The sequence below is a fragment of the Vibrio sp. OPT46 genome, from assembly GCF_015163535.1.
In the GTDB taxonomy this organism is placed as follows: Bacteria; Pseudomonadota; Gammaproteobacteria; order Enterobacterales; family Vibrionaceae; genus Vibrio; species Vibrio alginolyticus.
The window spans coordinates 61,315-79,751 of sequence record NZ_JADDYG010000254.1 but is presented as its reverse complement, the minus strand read 5'-3'; the positions used below and the strand labels follow the sequence as shown (position 1 = coordinate 79,751).

The following is an 18,437-nucleotide window of genomic DNA, read 5'->3' as shown; positions in this document are numbered from 1 at the left end:
CTGGCCATGATTATATGCAGAAAATCGTTACTGTAAATACTATTTAGTGTCGCGTTATCAAATTTTGTCTTTAAAACATTATTGACAATTAAATTATTTTTTAACTGGCCTAGTTCGTGTTGTTGTCACCTGTTTGAACTCTGTATTATTCCGAACGTAACAAAATGAATGGGGTTTAACCGTGTCCGGCAAGATTGACTATCAGGCTCACCAACAGCAGTTTTGGGAGCAGTTAGAGAAGCAGCCGACTTTGACGCTGGCCGAGTATTGCGAAGCCAACGGATTGAAGTACGGCACCGCTAAGCGATATATAAAACGGCCAGCCAAAACGGGCGGCAAGTTCCAACCGTCCGTTATGCCAAAAATCAAAGCGAAAAAGACCAGTCAGGGCAATGACTGGCATTCCCTTTTGAAAGAATTTCTCGTGCGTGGCGCTCAAAACCCAACGCTCACGATGGCCGCTTTTGCGAAAGATAAAGGGGTGAATGGTGCGACATTGCGCCGCCAGTTTAATTCCATGCGATCGCTGCCCGAGTTTGATCGATTATTTGATCTTTACGATGAGCAATTAGCGAAATTTCAAGAAGCGAAAAACGACAAGAAGAAAAAAAGAGCTGATAAATCAAAGTCCAAAGAAGCGGGGGCAACTGCGCAAGCGCAAAGTGCGCAAGGCGATCGCGCGAAAACAGGGGGTATTGGATCACTGCGCAAGCCGCGATCAGTTGAGGGACTTTCGCAGTATTCCAGTGCTCAAGTGGGTCGCCCTGTTGTGCATGGTGGTTATGCCCGTAGTGCGGGTATTACTGGCGAAATCATGGATATTCTCATGGATACCGATCCGCTTTCGGTTTGCAACGAACTGATTATTGCCCGTTCGCAGTATTACCGAATGAATGAGACGTTAGCTAAACGCCTTAAAGAGATCGATGAAATGGAAGAAAGCGGAGACATTCCGCTCGATGACGAAAACCAGCCAGTAGACATAAACGCCATGCGTGACCGTCTCATCTTTGGCTATGGCACCAGATTGCGTGAACTGGAATTGAGTATTTCCACGATGGCCAAACAAGAGGCCAAGCGCTACATCGATTTGCGTAAACAGGAATACGCTGAATTGATGATGCCACACTTACTGCCAGCGGAAGAAACCAGCCTAGTAATAGAAATGCTTTCTCTGCGCACTAAGAACAACTGGACAGCCTTAGAGACGTGTCAGCAAATCGAGAAGTTAGGCGCACGTCCACCAGCAACGCTATTGCATGAAGCTAAGGTAGAACTAGCGAACCTAGAGCCAGAAGTAGACGACACTGGTATCAGTGAGCAAGAGCTGGATGAGCTGTTTGATGACTACACGTTAGAGCAGATTGAGCAGCAAGATAACTGGCTACCTGCGCGCAAAGAAGAAGTAAACCGACGAATCAAAGAAGCCGAAGACCTAGAGAACGGCGTAGAACCTACCCTATCCCCATCCCAAATACAAAACGAAGCCGCTAAAGAGCAAGCCTATGATGACCTCGATAACGAGGGAGTGTCGGGGTTTGACGATGTAGACAGCTTCGAGGTACTTGGTGGCTAGAAGAATAAAGAGCGTAACACAAGATCCCCGTTACCCTGCCCTAGTTAAGCGGTATCGCTATGACTGGAAACGCCTCGCTGTTGAGCTAGTCGGTAAGAAGCCGAGCTGGCAGCAGCGCAAAATCATTGATAGTGCTCAGCGTATTGGTGCGCGAACGACTGTCAGCTCTGGCCACGGTACAGGCAAGTCAGACATGACCAGTATCATGATCATTGCTTTCATGCTCTGCTTCCCCAATGCGCGTGTTGTGCTAGTGGCGAACAACGCGAGACAGGTACAAATCGGTGTATGGAAGTACCTAAAATCCAACTGGAACACGCTCTTACAAAAGCATGGTTGGTTGCAGCAATACTTCACCATTACCGAGACAGCCTTTTTTGAAAACTCAGCAAAAGGTATCTGGCAAACCAGTGCTAAATCGTGCCGTATTGGTAACGAGGAAGCGCTAGCGGGTGAACACGCTAAACACTTGTTTGTTATTGTCGATGAGGCGTCAGGCGTCTCTGACAAGGCTTTTGGTGTGTTAGCGGGGGCATTGACCGAGAAAGATAACCGAATGCTGTTATTGAGCCAGCCAACGCGCCCTAGCGGCTATTTCTACGATACGCATCACCGATTAGCCGAGCCTAGTGGTCGATGGCGAGCCATCAGGCTTAACTCCGAGGAATCTCCGTTCGTAACCGTGGAATTTATCCTCGATAAGCGATTGGAGTATGGCGGTCGAGAGGCACCGGAATACCTGATTAAAGTACGTGGGGAGTTCCCAAGTTCCATTGCTGGCATGCTGCTTAGTCGGGATGCGCTGGACAAAAGCGCAAGGCTCAACCTCGATATGCCCGATGGTTGGGGTTGGGCTGCGCTGGTGGACGTTGGTAATGGTCGTGACCGCTCGATACTCAATATCTGCAAGGTTTGGGGTCAACGCATGGAGCGCATCGTTAAGAGCGTGAAATTGCTTGAACAACCAAGCACGGTCGATCCGGTTCGGTTCGCTGACATTATCCATGCAGAGTGTAGTGAGGACTTGTACCCAAACATCACGATAGCAGTGGATAGTGACGGTGTAGGTTATGACACGGCGACTTGCTTAGAGCGCTACGGACGGCGCGTACAGCGCATTCGTTGGGGTAAGAAGATGCACTCCACCAGCGATAAGCAGCGTTTCTTTAACCAGCGTGCTTATGCCAATGTTATGGCTCGGGATGCGATAAACCAAGGCCGCATGCAGATAGATAAGAACGTCAAGACGGCAGAACAAGGCAGTAAAATACCTTGTGCAATCAACGAGTCAGGCCAATGGGTAATGATGCCAAAACCGATGATGAAAGAGAAAATGAACATCCCATCACCTGACCGTTGGGATACATACTGTTTTTCTCAATTGGTAGATTATGTGCCGCACGAAATGGAAGTAACAGAGAGCATGCTAGAGTCTCGCAGTTCAGTAGAACAATGGGTACTGGAAGCGCTTGAATCGGACGATGCTTAATTCCGTTGGTGCCAACATATAAAAGTAATATGAAAAGGTGGCGATACCGTTAAATATCGCCACCAAATCACCAATCAAAGCGGAACAACAATAATTTAGCTTAAAACCTTAGTTCACTAATCCATCGAACTGCGAACGTGCTTTGCTTTCGTTCTTGCTTCTAAGCTCTTTTCTGGCTTCACGAATAGCGTCAACTTCGCTTTCTATATACATATTAGCGTTAGGGTACAGTACCGACTTAAAAGCATTCGCTTCATCGAATATCGAACGTCCCTCAGTGGTGTTGTTCGTGATTAGCACATCGTGATCTTTACAAGAGCGATGCCTAATTAGAACAAGGCCACCAGCGTTAACGTGAACCTTTTTAGCTACGCGAGAAATGCCACCATTGTTGCCATCATAGGTATGGATGATAGCTACAATGTCATTGTGTTCTTGACCGCGCTTTCTAAACTCAACGTCTGCATTGTCTTTGAAGTATTTCAATTCATTCAATGCAGTGTTTTTATTGTTAGTGAGCTGTTCTTTCTCATCTTCTGGAAGATCGTAGGAGAGTTTACGGTCGAGGTCGCGTAGGTATGCTTCAAGTCTTTTGGCTAGACGTGCGCCAGTGACTTTCTGGCTGCTAGCTGCTTTATTAATTGTGATGTTAACGCGACGGACGTTCTCAATTACGGTCGTCTCTTTAAATGAGTTAGATGAGCTGTTGAAGTATTGAGGTGCGCGCTCTAAAAGCTCTTTATTGGCTGATTTCGCGGCCTCAATATACTCAAGTAAACGAGTGGTTGGATTACCACGTTTTACTACAGCTACGATGCGATCATTGAATAGTCCACTATCTTCCTTGCCATCTATTTGTTCGGAAAAAGTCGCGCGGTGCTTCAAGGCACGTTTTAGGCGCGCATCTGCCGTTTGTTTATTTGCAAGTAATTGATTAAGTGTTTCTATATCAATAGCTTTTAAATCTTTAATTTCAGTATTTTTTTTATTAATCATGGTGAACGGTTGCTCCAAATTACATTGGAGGATAAAGGTTACACTCCATCCATGAGCGTATGCGAGTAACGAAAAACCCTACCTTTATCCTTGATGCGTAGCATACCGTTTTTGTGTTCGGAATTAAATAAAAAACGAACAGAAGAACGTTATAAGTGTTGCTTTTTAAGCGGAGAAGTGATCTCGAACGAAGTTTAATACGTCATCACGATTAATGGATGAATTGCATAGTGCGTTCGGATGCGATTGGATAAGATGCATCATGCAAATGTCGGTCGCGTCATCAAGGAACGAGCTGCTAAATACATCTAGGGACAGGTCACATTTATCTAGTATTTCGAGTGGAATTAATTGATTCAACGTGCAGTGCATATCTATATCTCTTAAGCCAATTGACTGGATAGCCAATACGTATATAGCTCTGATTTGGAAAGAGTTTAGGGGATTCTCGCCAACCGAGCTGATGTTCGCGGAGTATTATGAGACTGTGATCTTTGATTGTCTAGATATGCAAAATAATGCAAACATATCGTTACTAGCAGTTAGGTTTTGAGAACGTGACCTATACCGCATAATAATTGAGGATATGCATATTTGTTCGTGTTGCGTGACGGTGTAACACCGTCATTATATTACCACAGGCGGGTAATTGTCGTGGCGAGTTTCAAAAAAACCTATTTTAGTTTCAGTTCTAGACAGAACTGAAACTAACTTATCCAATGTTTTGTCGCTGGTCATCGACGCAAAAAGACATAAAATCCAATAAAAACAACAACTTATTAAATGTCTAAGATTGCTTTCTAATCCTGGCATTTTGTGTGAATGAACCTAAATATTCCATAGGAATATTGATAAAAAATGACTTCTTGCTGGTGGTGTTTTGAGCACTATTGCGTTATTTGTCAAAAGTTGATTAGTCGGTCACTTCTGGAACCCTTCGTGCTTTTAATGTAAGTATTCCGAACATAGTTGAAAAAGATATTCCTTTGGAATATATTGTATTCCAAGCAAACACTGGCATTTTGCCAAAAAAGGATCAGCAAAAATGTTTAAAAAAAATGAATTGGTGTCGCTTTCGGATGAGTGGGCGAGTAAACGCAGTGCCATCCAAGAGCGCCACCACGACCTTATTCTTATCTCTTTGGATGAGCTAATTAATGAATGTGGAGGCCAAGAACAAGCCGCCGCCGTCATTCGCAATTTCTACGGTTTCCCTTGTGTGCAAGGCACGATCAGCAAGGCTCGAAAAGGTAATAATGCGCTAAAGATTCGCTCTCAACTTCGCTTTGCCATAAACACAATTAAAGAAGCTCAAAGCATCCAAGCACAAACCAAGATGATCAACCACTTTGGCCGCTTACCTATTCACCACGACTTCGTGCGTGTCGATGGCGAACTAGGCTTATTCTTGGGATTTAGCTTGTTATCTCGAACCCTACAAATTCAAGTGTTCGTTGGTGGCGAGTTTAAAACGGTTAATGCTAATCACGTGGAGTTGATCTAATGGCTGCTTTCCCTGCGCGTGACTTAGACGAGTTGGAAAAAATAATCCGTTTAATGGATGACATTAACCCACTTATCTCTATGATGATTGAAATGGAGGTTCGTACAGGTTTACGTTATTGCGACATTTCGAAGCTAAAATTCAGCGATGTGATGATAAATGGCGTGATCCGGTCTTCATTTAACATTGTTCAATCAAAAGGTTTTAAAGGCCGTATGGCCCGAGGTAAGAGCGAAAAAGCCGCTAAAGAGGCCGCTCGAATCACCATTCACGTTAATGCCGAACTGGAAGAACTAATTAAACGTATCTACTTACACAATGGCCATAATGAGTTGATGTTTCAATCTAATCACCACTTGGCCAAAAAGGGCAATGCGATCAGCATCCAGTATATCAACCGAGCGTATAAGCGCATAGCAATGGAGTTGAGATTGCCATATCAGCTATCAACACACTCGATGCGAAAAATGTACGCCATGCTCCTGCTTGAAAAGAAAGCCTCTTTGAAAGTGATTAAGGACGCGCTTGGTCACTCTAGTGTTGCCGTGACTGACCACTACTTAAGAACGTTCCACGACGAAGCGAAAGAGTACACAACAGGCATTTCATTAAAACCAAAGGCAGAATAGAGGGAGGGGAAATTATGTGTAAGGCTCTAATGAACGCGAACTTACGAGTAAACGAATTTAAGCTTCGACAACAGGAACTTTCCCGAACCTCAATTCCGAATGACCTTAAACCAAAGGTAAGAGAATTAATGAAAAAAGGGTTCAGCAAAAAGGCAATCAAGCTGGTGCTTGGTTGCAGTTATGACGACCTAAAGACTATCAATCTGTCGCATTAATTAGGAATATAAGAAAACATAGTTACACTGTAACGTTATCCATTTGGCCAAGAAAGGGCAACAATGGCCAGCCAAATCCAACCGAAAGGAATTACATGTTTTGTTTATTTGAGGGTTATAGAGTGTCAGAGTGTCGTAACGCTTATGCTTATTTCGTATCTAACACAGGCTATCGATTCATCACCAAGAAAAAGACCTGTTATGCCGTTAGTGTGCCTAAGCCGGAAGGGGGCTATATTCGTCGCTCTGTCGGGTTTGTTCGCATTGGTGAAAAGAAAGGTCTACGCAAGGCAACCAAAATACGCAACCAAATCGGCAAGGAACTATGGGGGCGTTGTTGGGATCGCGTTCGTAAGCAATTCAACTTGCTGGCGCGCTTGCCGAAAAGTCTTGAACCACGGTTAACTACCATCGATGGTAAGCAATACTACGTAGCGCGGTACACCAAGTACGATGAGAACAACCAGAAGCATGAGCATTCCATTAAGGTAAGTGTGAACGCTTATGGGAAATTGGCGGCATGGACGATTGCTAAGAGAAAGTTACTCAAGGCTCACAGCGATGTAATGGACGTATTATTACACATTGAAAAAGTTAGTAGTGTACGGTTAAAGTAATATTCTATTCATTTAGAATAATTCCGAACACTAGTTCCTAATATACTAATATTCATTAGTTAGTGACAATGCGATGAGGGGGCCCATAGAGACATATATGAAAGTACGTATTCTCGGTCAAATGTTTGCGGCTACTGTAATTGTGCAACTTAGGCTTTATAGGTCCAATTTCATAAGAAGTTAAACATCTTCAATGGTAACGGGTATCACGATTTGTGAAAACAGTGTAAGTTATTAATCTGTTGTGTTTTTTGTATTTAGAATTGGCCCCATTAAGTATTCTAAAATGGTCCTCTTTCCGGTTATTATGTCAACTGATGTTGTCATTCCTGGAATGATTGGTAGATCTTTATCACCGAGATTAGTTTTATCAGTACGTATACGTACTACATAAAAGTCGTTACCTTCTTCATCCTGGATTGTGTCTGCACTAATGTGTTCTAACTCCCCTTTTAAACCACCGTACTTACTAAAATCATAAGCGGTAAGCTTGACAATAACAGGTAGCTCAGGACGTAAAAATGCAATATCTTTTGGTGCTATTTTTGCCTCTATCAGTAGAGCGTCTTCGGTTGGCACAATTTCAACGATATCCATACCTGGTTGAATAACTCCACCAACTGTATTTATGCTCAACGTTTTAATTTTTCCCGTTACTGGTGAGTAAACCACGGTTCTATTGACTTTATCTTCTAAGTTAACTGTAGACTTTACCAAAGAAGATAGTTGATCTTGGGTGCTATTAAGTTTTTCTTGTTGTTCAGATCGGAATTGTAGCGCGACCTCTATTCGTTTAAGCATGAACTCTTGAATTAATGACTCTAATACGGGAATTTTAAGCTTGCTAGATGTCATTTCACGCCTGCTATCATTGGCTTGTCGTTGTAATTTAAGTAATTCAATGCGTGGAACTATACCTTCGTCAGCTAGAGGTTTGGTAATATCCAATTCCTTTTTTGCATATTGATAACTCCTACGTAAGTTTTCTACTCGTGCTTTTATTTCAATCAAATCCTGTTGTTTCTGTATGACTTGCTGATCAATCACTGATATCTGGTTGCGTATATTATTTAAGTTTTCGAGATACTCTGCTTTTTGACGTAGGATTAGTTCAGGTTGAGTTTCTTCTAAAAATGATGGGAACATTAGCTGGTCATAGTTTAGTGTGACATTTTGTCGCCAATCTTTAATGTCAAAGTCATTGTTAACTTGAACGCTATTTATCGAGGCTGTCAATTGTAATACAGATGCACTCAAGTTAGCGACTTGTTGTTCATGCTCACGAAAATCTGAACGAAAGAGCGTGTCATCGATGAGAATTAATGGTTGACCTTTTTCGACTAATTGACCTTCTTTTACTAAAATTTCTTTAATTAACCCGCCTTCCAAGTTTTGTATAACTTGAACCTGTGAGGAAGGAATGACTTTCCCTAAACCGACAATGACTTTATCTATCTCAGAAAAAGATGCCCAACCAACCATCACAATTGAAAGACTCACCATTATCCAGAGCAACAAACGAGCACTCCTAGGACTTGTCAGGAGTAAGGCTGCGACCTTGTCATTAACAAACTCTAACTCATCATCGTTAAGTTTGTTGTAGTTCTTTTGTTTCATGTTTGCGCTCATTTATAATAATTTAGTTTTAGTATACCAACTTTAACACCTTGAAGACTGAAACGACCTAATATGAAAAAATCAGTACGATAGACCGAGTACAGAAAACGGCCTTTTAACTCATATAGGTTGCTCTATGATTATAGTAGGATGATAAGGAACAATGCTCCTCTTGGGTGTCAAAATGTTGCTTAAAGCATTCTATAGCGGCTCATATGGCGCGCTTTCGGGGTCTGTAACGTGCATTATTAGTATAAAAATAGAAAATAAAGCTATCTTTAATTTTTGAAACGTGTATAGTTGATTTTGCTCTGACGAAGAGTTGTTTGAAGATAAAAAATATAAAGTAAGTTTTCCAGTGTCATCCCTAGCAAGTTTTTCTCTGTATCTCCCTTAATTCTATATCCTTAAAATAATACTTATGTTCAGTGCACCTTAATTTTAATTTATATAAGGGGCATAATATGTCTAATCAAGTAATTGGTACAGTAAAGTGGTTTAATGAAGCTAAAGGCTTCGGTTTCATTTCTCAAAATAACGGCGACGACCTATTCGTTCACTTCCGCAACATCGTTGGGGATGGATTTAAAAAACTTATTGAAGGCGACAAGGTTTCTTTTACCGTAGGTAAAGGTCCTAAAGGGCTTCAAGCAGAAAATGTAACGACGTTGTAATAGTCTTACAAAACTTAGCTTCCTTATCGCTTGTAATCCAGTGGTAAGGAAGTAGTAGCTCTGATCAATAGTTGTTTCAGATAAAAAAGTATAAAGTCAGTTTTCCCAGCGTCATCCTTAATAAGTTTCTCTGTAAGCTCCCTTCATTCTATATCATAAAATAACGCATGTTCAGTACACCCTAATCATTAAGTAAGGGGCATTGTATGTCTAATAAAATCATTGATTTAATAAATGTATCTAATAATAAAAAAATCAGTAAAAAGAAAAAATCAAATAGTCAAAAATCAAAACTTGACCTACTTCAAAGAATAACAAGTGGCCAAAGTGGTGTGGTTTTGGAGGTTTTATTTTGAAGAATAATGGTAGAAAGAAAATTTGGTTTAAATTAAGAAATAAAAATAAAATTTTTGAAAGCCAAACTCATAATTAATTTTTCTTAACGTATTTTATCTTATCAATAGTAACTATTGACTCTGGAGTGGTACGTTAACGAACATCGCCAGTTTTTGAGCCATTTGCTCATCAACAAGACCATTCTAATAGCTCAATCCAAACACCATTGAAAGGCGAAATAGCTCGGTGAAGTAGTCTGCTACCTCACTACATTAACCAAATGTCAGGTAACGGATTAAGCTTTACCCGTAGTGCCTTGTGGACACCGGTAAAGAACACAGTAAAACGTTGATAACTGACTCATTATCCGACTAATCCTAATCTTCTTGAGCAGTTTGTTCCATTTCTTGGACGAGACTGAACTTGTCCATTACTTTCTCTAAACGCTCTGTCGAAAACCTTGCTCAGATCATCAATCTTGTCGCGCCGTTTTTTCTTGTAGGCGATGTCGCAGCCGGTAATTGGCGGGTTAGTTTCTGTTCTGTAAGAAGTGAAACTAAATTGACTAGATTCCTGACGGGGCACTATTTCAGTAATTCGGCCCAACCGAACTACTGGAATAAGTTATTTAATGTTGATACCTAATCGAACTGATATGCCTAGAACGTTGGCCAGCCCGATAAGTGACGATAAAGAAGGGTTGTCGCGCGGGTGTAAGGTGTTGTCCATACCCTTAACTTGTGAAACAACTGCTAAGGCATCGGCGATTATCGCTGGTTCACCAGTGCTTGCTGCTTCATCAATATAGGCTTGGATAGTCTGTTGATCGGTTAAGTAATCGGATGGGTTAAACTCTTTGATCGCATTAGATGGCTTGCAAAGCGAGTCTGCATTCATGTTGTCTTGAAACTTAGCCACTATTGAAAAATCATAGTCTTTCAATTATTGATCCTCCTTTTAAGCAATTACGATACGCATAAAGAAGCTACCAGCTATACGCTGATGGCAGCTGAGACTTTATGACTTTATGGGAATTATTAGGTTAGTTTGGATATTGATGAATAGGTTTGCGTACTTATCGCTATTCTTCATCAATCTGGTCTCTAGATGATGGTTAATTACATCCATCAGACGAGCGCGTTCTACTAGCTCCATTGCTACCTTGTTTTTTTTGTATAGCCAATCTGCTATGTCGCTAAGTCTCCAAAGAGGATCTTTCTTTGAAGCCTTTCGTACTGGCACAGGGAAGCCACCGCCGCCAAATGTACCCTTTTTGTATTTTGCTAGTGTGCTCTTCTTAACCCCGGTGAACTCCGCAGCTTCGCCCAAACTCACAAGGTCGCCCTCAATCGAGATAACTTGTAAATCGTAGCCCTCGACCGATTCTACGTCCTTAATTGCTTGTGTAACCGCTTGAACGAACGTTCCTGCCTCTCGTTCAAATTCGATATACAGCATTTCATCAACAGACATTACCACAGCGTCAGAACAAGCGCCCTCGTATAGTTTGCGTGACACATCAAGTAGATCGTTGTCGTTCGTGATATTGATGTTGCCGATGTTTAAGGTGAACTCATAAATGCTCATTGAACTCTCTCTGCACTCCATTTATGTGTACAATTGTGCCTATACTATACTATCAATTTGGCACAAAAAAGCCACTGTGCTGGTGGCTTAATGGTTAACTGTTCTCTCTCTTCTCAACGCAGCGATAAACGGCCATAGTAATTTCCCAACCGTTTGTAATCGTACTTTCATTGACGTAATCCTTGTCTTACTTGGCGCAATGCGTGGTAAATTCGCTTAGCATGGCCTTGTAATTGGTCATTGACGAATCATAGTTAACCTGTACATAGTCCTCATTTGCAATATCGATGTTATAAGATTGTCCCTAAACAGCGACACAACCAAACAGTAACGACGGTAGTAGACAAGCAATTTTCCGCATTTCTTTTGGTACCTATTATTTTGATGTTTCTATTTTTGATGTTTAGATTGCCTAATAATGATAGCGGCATGAAATAATGGTTATCGCCTGATTATCCACGGCATAGACCAACCTGTTCGTATCATCAATACGGCGCGACCAAAATCCTGACAGGTTCTCCTTTAGTGACTCAGGCTTCCCTATCCCCTCAAAAGGGAACGTTTAACGTCATTAATCAACCTATTGATGCGCTTTAGGGTGTTTTTGTCTTGCTTTTGCCAGTGCAAACCACATCAGTCCAAGTAAAGCGCTTAGGTCACTTCGTAAGATCAACATTAGGTGGCGAACGTCATGAATGTCTCGAGCCAATTTTCAGTATTTTTCGTATTCTTGGACCTGGCCAGAAGCAACACCATCATCGCTTCCAAATGTGATTTTAAACGTCACGTAATACTGTGAGAGAGTAATAAAGATTCATACTACACAGTGGCAGCGATCACATAGGTATGCTGCTATTTCTAAAATGTTTATGCCCAAGGTGTGCTGACGGGATGTGTAACACAGAAATGCCTCGAAATGAGCTAGAGTAGGGTTGAACTTTGTTGTAATCATCGTAATTTTGATTACCTTTCCTTATCTAACTATGTGGGCAAATCCACTATACATTGCTCATATTACGCGCCACGTGGGATCGTGATGCGCTTAACATGTTTTATAGAAAAGTTCTTGTTTAACAGACTGTTAACCATATTTCTAGGCCTATTCTGATATGTTGGTACTTTCTCAGTCTTCTAGGAATAATAGAAAATGTCAGTCGATGTAAATGGATTTATTAAGTCTCAGCTCAAACAAGCTGTTCTTCATAAGCGCCTTGCTATCGCCCCTTTCACCGATGAAAAGCTTGAAAAGAAGTTGGATAATGCCATTGCTAGCTACAAGCTAGATCTCGATCCTAATCTGGTCGTAGCGTTGTTCGACATGACTGTGTTCAACAATGGGAAAGATGGCTTTCTTGTTACGGGTGAATCTTTGTATGTGAAAGGGCCATTTGAAGCGGCTCAGTGTATCAAGTTCGAGTCAATGCACTCTGCCGAATATGTACAGAAAACCGTAACGAAAAAAGATAAAACCAAAGAAATCGGGTACTTACTCATCACTTATGGGGATGATGAGGAGCTCATGATCGACTGGAGTGATCTAAAAGGGCACTACCAGGGACTTGCTGATTTTCTTACGCAGTTAATCTCGGAGTTTGAGGACTTTGAAGAGCAAGAGCAGGTCGTGCTGTTATCAGATATGAGGGAAACGGTTAAGGCCGCATACTGTAAAGTCGCTATCAATCTCGCCTTTGCTAATGACAATGAGATTGATGCGAAGGAAACCGCAGAGATTTTGTCCTTGATTACTCGTGTTGAGCTCAACCCTGAGAAGCGCTTAGATGTTCGTTCGTACATGTTGGATCATCAAAACACCATCAGCGCTGATGAGCTATTGAGCACTATCAAAGCAGAGATCTCCGACACGCAATATGAAGCGCTTTGCCTGACGTTGATGAAAGACCTCATTGGTATATTTGCCTTCGGAGGACAAGGAACTGTTGACGAAGCAAAAAACAGCCCTCACCTTCAAGAGCTAAAAACGAAGCTCGGGATATCTGACGAAAAACTCGATGTTATGGTCGAAGCCGTCAAAAATGACCAGCTAATTTTAGGTGATCACATCGACGACAGTATGCTTGAGCAGAAAACGAAGCAGTTAGCTCAAAGCGTTGCCGCTGTTGGTGCTCCGATTGCTGCTGTATATATGTCGGGGTCGGTTATGGGTTTGTCGGCTGCAGGTTTAACCTCCGGCTTGTCAGCTCTTGGCGTTGGTGGTGTTCTCGGTTTTTCAAGCATGGTAACGGGCATTGGTGCTGCGGTTTTGATTGGCGTGGGTGCCTATCACGGCATGAAGAAACTTACGGGTGCAGACAAACTGGACAAGCACAAACATCGCGCTTTTTTGCTTACCAAAGCCGTTCAACACACTCAAAAGACCATTTCAGTTTTAATGGAAGACATCAATTTTGTTACTGAGAAAATGAATGAGCTAATCAGTAAGTCACTGAATCAGAATGAGGTAATCCACAAGTTAGCAGCGAAGCAGCAGCAGCTAACCATGCTTATCAAGTCGGGTAAGCACCTTGAGAACAAGAGCAATGAATATCAAGCCAGTGAACTTCGGTCAAAATGTCCCATCGAGCTAGATAAAGCTAGTTTTCTCGAGCTTACATCAGAGCCATCAAAGAAAAAGCTTCAAGAGCCCGTGCTGTCTCATTACGAGTGTGAAGAGGGAGCTGAAGAGGGTGTTCTGACGCTTAAGCAAGGAATTTCAGTGAAGGCACTAGAGCAATTAGCACAGATATTTGAAGCTATTGGCTACTTCGATATGAGCAATATGCTCGGTGCAAAATCTAAGGCCTTGGGTAAAGCTGCTTTAGGCAAGCTGCGTAGCTAACAGGAGCCTAATGTGCCGAAAGATAAGGATATTCTCGAGCAGAACATAAAGACGCTAACTGCAGCAAACCATCAGTTATCTAACGCTCAAGCGCATCTTGTTGATATGCGCTCATCGTTGGAACTGGTTGATGACTTGCTCTGTGAGGGTGATGATTTGCTGAGTGGATTGATTGATAACGCGGACGAGCTCTTAAGTTGGTGTGGCACAGAACCAAGCGAGGGGCTTGATACCAACCATGTTGATATGGATGCATTTCTTGTTGGGATAGAAGTGGAGTTGACAGCGAGCATTGGGACACTGCAAACCCCAGATTTTGTTGAAGTTGATAGCTGTACTTCTGAAGAAGAATATATGAGGCAACTCGATGCCTATATAGAGAGAAACCTGATACAGGTAGACTATCAAGGGTTGCGATGTGTGATGTCTCAGCAGCAGTTAGCAGAGGCGCAACGCGAGTTTCGAGACTCGTTTTTCTCAAAGCCTGCGCAATGCGACTCCATGGACTACATGATAGCGGGGACTTGCGGGGCTATTGCGGGTTTAGTCGATGTGTTATTCGTTGGTACTCCCACTACAGGCCCACTTACCAAAGTTGCCGATAACGTTGCTGAGGGTGCAGTTGAGAAGTTTGCTTCAATGCTTGGTTGGCAGGGGCCAAGAGGTGATGCCAACAGAACGAGTAGTGCAATAGGATTCTTAGAGCGCAAGTTTAAAGTTAACTACGATCAAGCAACTACCAATGGAGAGAGAAACGGCACTGGTGGCAAGGTTAAGAACCTGTCCACTAAGAACCATCATCTAAAAAGCCTCAGTCATAGCCCCGATATTGTCGGGCTGTTTTTTTCAATTCTGAATCAGTTCACGAATACCTCCTCATTTGTTAGTGAAGGCCAGATAATCACTATCGAAACGGAAGAGTTTGAGCTGGTAGGGCATAACTTTGTTGCAAAGATATTCGCCGGTGTTGCTAATTGGTTTGGGCACATCATGTCAGACGTTTCTGGCTCTTCTGGTATAGATCGTAAGCAAGCTGACTATGGGCGAGGCTCGGGTGTGCCGGTGCCTTTCTACAACCTCACGCAGTTAATGAACTTCGGTGCTTTTGAAGTGAAAACAGGCAACGTTAAGAAAGGCAAAGAGGTTATCAACAAGCAAACCCTAGCAATTGTGTTTAGCAAGGTGTTTGAGCAGGGATACGATCTTAGACACGGTGCTGCAATGGCTATACCAGTGCTTATCTCCGAGTTACTCACTCGGTTAAGCTGGGCTGTCAATCAACATGTGTTGCATAATAAGCCTTGGAAGGAGTGTATACCAAAGGGCTCAACCCCTGAACTTCGCCGCATGTTGTTGGTAAGCCATGGAACACTTTGTACCATTGACGCAGCAGATGCCGCATTGCGCTCAGGCGGCTTAATTGTGGAGTTCTTTTTGAGGACCAACCTAGTAGCTTGGATCCGATTTGGGCATTTGGCCTTAAAAGAGCTTCAGATAGTCCTGTTTGATGCTCAAGATAATGATGCGATTGATAAAGCCATTGAAGAAGATTGTAAGCGGCTGCTTCTCGGAGCCTAAGTGCGAATTGGGTTCAACTCTATGAACACTATTACTAGATTTGGCTTCGAAGCATGCTTGCGTCAACAGCTTGTTCTGATTTTGGATACAGCCCGAGAGTTGTTTGATCAATGCTACTGGGAGTTTGGCCAGTTAACCTGAGGCATTTGAAATGCCTCAGGTTATCAGTTAAATGCTAATTTAGCGAAAGCTGTAGCTTATTTTGTCCAAAAGTGATTTACAATCGTTCTTCGTATCTAGCTTTGTGAAATAACATCTAAACAAGGTGCTTTGCTTTCATCCACTTAAATCGCGCCATAACTGCTTGATAGCGAACAGGCCACTCCATAGCCACTTGGAGATTGAGGGCGTAGAAAGTGCGTAAATCTCTAGGGGTGATAAGCTCAAACAAAGTCATATTTATTTAACTTGATCTCCTTTTGATATTTCTATCACCGTTGGCGTTCATCTTTAAGACAACGTCGTGTATCCTGGCAAACTACGAATTAATTCGGAAATTTGCCTTAATAAATTCGTCCAATGGGTAGATCGTCAGCATCGTTAAAACTGTTCTGCATACTGCTTTGTCATCTTCAAAAGGTGGCTGATATTGCGTAGCTGTTGGTCGCGAGTTGCTTGCGTTTGATCATCATCCAAAACCAATGACTGATTGGTGACATCACAATCAATGCCCTCTTTCTCGATCAAGTAAACCGTATCAGCTAGATAAGTTAAAAATTGATATTGGGAATCAATATCTGTGTAGCTTTCTTTGGCTTTGTAAGTAATCTCATCAAATAAGCACAGAGTGAACCCCAAAACTTAACACTGCTACTTGCTGTCGCTTTCATCTCACAAATATGACCAACACGTAGCTTGATGTCAGTGAAAAATCGCTTTATCTGGTGGGCGTATGTGCCTCTCTGCATTAGCACTATACCAGGGTTAATTAATGGGTTTTACCGAAAAATTCATGAATTAAATTCATTTCTTAAACGGCTCCGATTGAGCGTAATCTAATCCCACCCCAGGATTATGGTAATCCTTTTTATTCCGAACATGAAAATTTATATCAATGTATATTTTTTTGATATTAAGGGCTAAATTAGTTATTGCATATATTATTTTTGATATGGTAGTCTCACCAACCCATTCCGAACACACTTAATTCTTTGTAGAAAATGACCGTAAAAACGTTCAATGCCAGCAAAGGCACTATTGTCCTGTCTAACCACGGAGCAACGGTGTCGATGGCCATTAACCGCGCCGCTGTCGCGGTAGCGAACGTGTGTGTGAGTTAGGTGTTAGGGAGTGTAGATGAGGAGAAAGCCTTTATTGAGGACGCAGACGAAAAAGCGATACGAAATGAAATGCCTCGCTTTTCCATGTGTGCAGATGTGGTTAGACAACTAGACAAGGCACTGACCAATGGCAATTCCAAAAACCAATTGAGCCTAATCATAGAGCTAATGGAAGCGCTACCACTAGATGGAACGGTCTACGAAATGGCACAACAAGTAGAGCTTATCCCGCACGATGAAATCTACATTGGATTTTTCGAGACTACCATCATTGACCGCATGCAAGGGCTAGGAATTATCACGTTATTAGGGGGCATGATGATGAGCGCCAAGCCGTCAAACTCAATGAGCGTGATGATTTTCTAGCAAGTTGGTCGGCGGGAGTTAATGAGGCTCGCAATGGCTCAGATCTGCATTATGCAGACTACAACAACAAATATGCGTTTACTGCCGGATACGAGCATTGGCATAACCGCAACAAAAAGGCGTTAAAGGGAAGACTTACGCATTACTCAACAAGTAGAGAGTATTTATGTCATGGATTTATTGACGAGGATACGGGTGAAATTTGGCATCAATAACAAAAGGTAACTAACTATGAATTTGGGTAATCTACTTCTAGCAATTCTTGAGCAGAGAACACAAACAGGCTATGACCTAACAAACCGAACAATGCCTGAATCAGGCGCATGGCAAGCCAGCCACCAGCAAGTGTACCGCGAACTCGGTCGCATGACGGAAAAGGGGTTAGTGTCTCACGAAATTGAAGCGCAAGACGGTAAACCAGATCGCAAAAAATACAGCATAACTCAAGGCGGCGAACGTGTTCTGAACCTTTTACGCAACGAATCTACATGCGATATCCTGTCTATCATTCGTAGTCCGGCATCAGTGATGCTGGAAATCGGCAGCGAGACTTACTTCAAGTCGTACATTGAAAAACTCAATCAAGAAATCACTCAACTCAAAGAGAAGTTGAACGCGCACCAGAAAGAGAAAGGTGTGTTCTGTGACAACTTCACACTGCATGTAGAACGCGACATTGATGTGCGCAAAGCAGAGCTTAAGTTTGCCGAACGTTCACTATCTATGATCACTTCCTCAAACATTGCTACGGAGAATGCTGCGTGAAACCTCGCAAAGCCGTTTATCTTTTAGTTGACTCGCCAGCGCTTAAACGAGCCAAAGAGTGTTTAACTCGAAATCAGCCTTGGGACTACGAGGGTAAGCTCATGAAGATCGTCAGCTTGGGGTAACGGATGCGTAACGATGAAGGCAAGCCATGCCATCGGGTTTTGATTGAGAGTTACTTTTGATAGGTACAAAAAAACCGCGAATAAACGCGGTTTTTTTGCGGCTGGCCTTAGCAAACAGTTCGAATCAGCAAATTCGAGTTACCAGCCTTTTCATGTTCCACCAGCAAATGTGAAACAAGAGCAAGCAAATAGTAGGTGTTTTTAATGGCTTTGACAATAGCAGAGAAACTTCAAAGACAACGAGAGA

Annotated in this window: 16 protein-coding genes and 1 pseudogene; 11 read left to right on the top strand and 6 right to left on the bottom strand. The window is 42.4% G+C overall.

The window, feature by feature from the left end; all coding sequences use genetic code 11:
* Positions 1–181 precede the first annotated feature (181 nt).
* Positions 182–1,576 carry a hypothetical protein gene (locus tag IQR33_RS11925; RefSeq protein ID WP_017634086.1) on the top strand — a complete coding sequence of 465 codons (1,395 nt, stop codon included), beginning with the start codon at positions 182–184 and terminating at the stop codon, positions 1,574–1,576.
* Entirely contained in the window at positions 1,569–3,065 is a 1,497-nt protein-coding gene (locus IQR33_RS11920) for a hypothetical protein (RefSeq protein ID WP_017634087.1), read from the top strand. The genes IQR33_RS11925 and IQR33_RS11920 overlap by 8 nt, the downstream gene beginning before the upstream one ends.
* 108 nt (positions 3,066–3,173) lie before the next feature.
* Here IQR33_RS11920 and IQR33_RS11915 read toward each other — a convergent pair whose 3' ends face one another.
* The gene (locus tag IQR33_RS11915) at positions 3,174–4,061 is read right to left on the bottom strand and encodes a hypothetical protein (RefSeq protein ID WP_017634088.1); all 888 of its coding nucleotides are present in this window, start codon (positions 4,059–4,061) and stop codon (positions 3,174–3,176) included.
* Positions 4,062–5,106: 1,045 nt separating this feature from the next.
* Between IQR33_RS11915 and IQR33_RS11910 the strand changes: the two genes are divergently transcribed.
* The 3 genes from IQR33_RS11910 (at position 5,107) to IQR33_RS11900 (ending at position 7,026) form a co-directional block, all read left to right on the top strand.
* The gene (locus IQR33_RS11910; RefSeq protein WP_193837875.1) at positions 5,107–5,565 is read left to right on the top strand and encodes a hypothetical protein; all 459 of its coding nucleotides are present in this window, start codon (positions 5,107–5,109) and stop codon (positions 5,563–5,565) included.
* Positions 5,565–6,194, top strand: coding sequence for a tyrosine-type recombinase/integrase (locus IQR33_RS11905; protein WP_053307330.1), 630 nt, complete (start codon positions 5,565–5,567; stop codon positions 6,192–6,194). The genes IQR33_RS11910 and IQR33_RS11905 overlap by 1 nt, the downstream gene beginning before the upstream one ends.
* Positions 6,195–6,504: 310 nt before the next feature.
* Entirely contained in the window at positions 6,505–7,026 is a 522-nt protein-coding gene (locus tag IQR33_RS11900; protein ID WP_017634092.1) for a hypothetical protein, read from the top strand.
* A 234-nt stretch (positions 7,027–7,260) separates the two neighbouring features.
* Here IQR33_RS11900 and IQR33_RS11895 read toward each other — a convergent pair whose 3' ends face one another.
* Positions 7,261–8,643: an HlyD family type I secretion periplasmic adaptor subunit gene (locus IQR33_RS11895; RefSeq protein WP_193837874.1), complete on the bottom strand. Its 1,383-nt coding sequence runs from the start codon at positions 8,641–8,643 to the stop codon at positions 7,261–7,263.
* Between the two features lie 464 nt (positions 8,644–9,107).
* Here IQR33_RS11895 and IQR33_RS11890 point away from each other — a divergent pair, with 464 nt between their 5' ends.
* On the top strand, positions 9,108–9,317 hold the full coding sequence (locus tag IQR33_RS11890; protein ID WP_017634094.1) for a cold-shock protein: 210 nt from the start codon (positions 9,108–9,110) through the stop codon (positions 9,315–9,317).
* A gap of 206 nt (positions 9,318–9,523) precedes the next feature.
* Positions 9,524–9,673 (top strand): hypothetical protein, encoded by a 150-nt coding sequence (locus tag IQR33_RS11885; protein ID WP_165615990.1) that lies wholly within the window; start codon positions 9,524–9,526, stop codon positions 9,671–9,673.
* A 604-nt stretch (positions 9,674–10,277) separates the two neighbouring features.
* On the opposite strand, the gene IQR33_RS11880 is transcribed toward IQR33_RS11885, so the two are convergent.
* The 3 genes and pseudogenes from IQR33_RS11880 to IQR33_RS11870 form a co-directional block, all read right to left on the bottom strand.
* Positions 10,278–10,595, bottom strand: a complete 318-nt coding sequence (locus IQR33_RS11880; protein ID WP_053307329.1) for a DNA-binding protein — start codon at positions 10,593–10,595, stop codon at positions 10,278–10,280.
* Positions 10,596–10,670: 75 nt separating this feature from the next.
* Positions 10,671–11,240: a helix-turn-helix transcriptional regulator gene (locus IQR33_RS11875; RefSeq protein WP_017634097.1), complete on the bottom strand. Its 570-nt coding sequence runs from the start codon at positions 11,238–11,240 to the stop codon at positions 10,671–10,673.
* A gap of 412 nt (positions 11,241–11,652) precedes the next feature.
* Positions 11,653–11,867, bottom strand: a pseudogene (locus tag IQR33_RS11870) (Txe/YoeB family addiction module toxin).
* Positions 11,868–12,387: 520 nt separating this feature from the next.
* Between IQR33_RS11870 and IQR33_RS11865 the strand changes: the two are divergent.
* Positions 12,388–14,076, top strand: coding sequence for a hypothetical protein (locus IQR33_RS11865; protein ID WP_193843712.1), 1,689 nt, complete (start codon positions 12,388–12,390; stop codon positions 14,074–14,076).
* Between the two features lie 12 nt (positions 14,077–14,088).
* Positions 14,089–15,654 (top strand): hypothetical protein, encoded by a 1,566-nt coding sequence (locus tag IQR33_RS11860; protein WP_228010116.1) that lies wholly within the window; start codon positions 14,089–14,091, stop codon positions 15,652–15,654.
* Between the two features lie 540 nt (positions 15,655–16,194).
* Here the strand turns inward: IQR33_RS11860 and IQR33_RS11855 are convergent.
* The gene (locus IQR33_RS11855; protein WP_193837872.1) at positions 16,195–16,452 is read right to left on the bottom strand and encodes a hypothetical protein; all 258 of its coding nucleotides are present in this window, start codon (positions 16,450–16,452) and stop codon (positions 16,195–16,197) included.
* A gap of 482 nt (positions 16,453–16,934) precedes the next feature.
* On the opposite strand from IQR33_RS11855, the gene IQR33_RS11850 reads away from it, so the two are divergent.
* Entirely contained in the window at positions 16,935–17,300 is a 366-nt protein-coding gene (locus tag IQR33_RS11850; protein ID WP_017634103.1) for a hypothetical protein, read from the top strand.
* Between the two features lie 231 nt (positions 17,301–17,531).
* Positions 17,532–18,065: a PadR family transcriptional regulator gene (locus IQR33_RS11845; RefSeq protein WP_017634104.1), complete on the top strand. Its 534-nt coding sequence runs from the start codon at positions 17,532–17,534 to the stop codon at positions 18,063–18,065.
* The last annotated feature ends 372 nt before the right edge of the window (positions 18,066–18,437 follow it).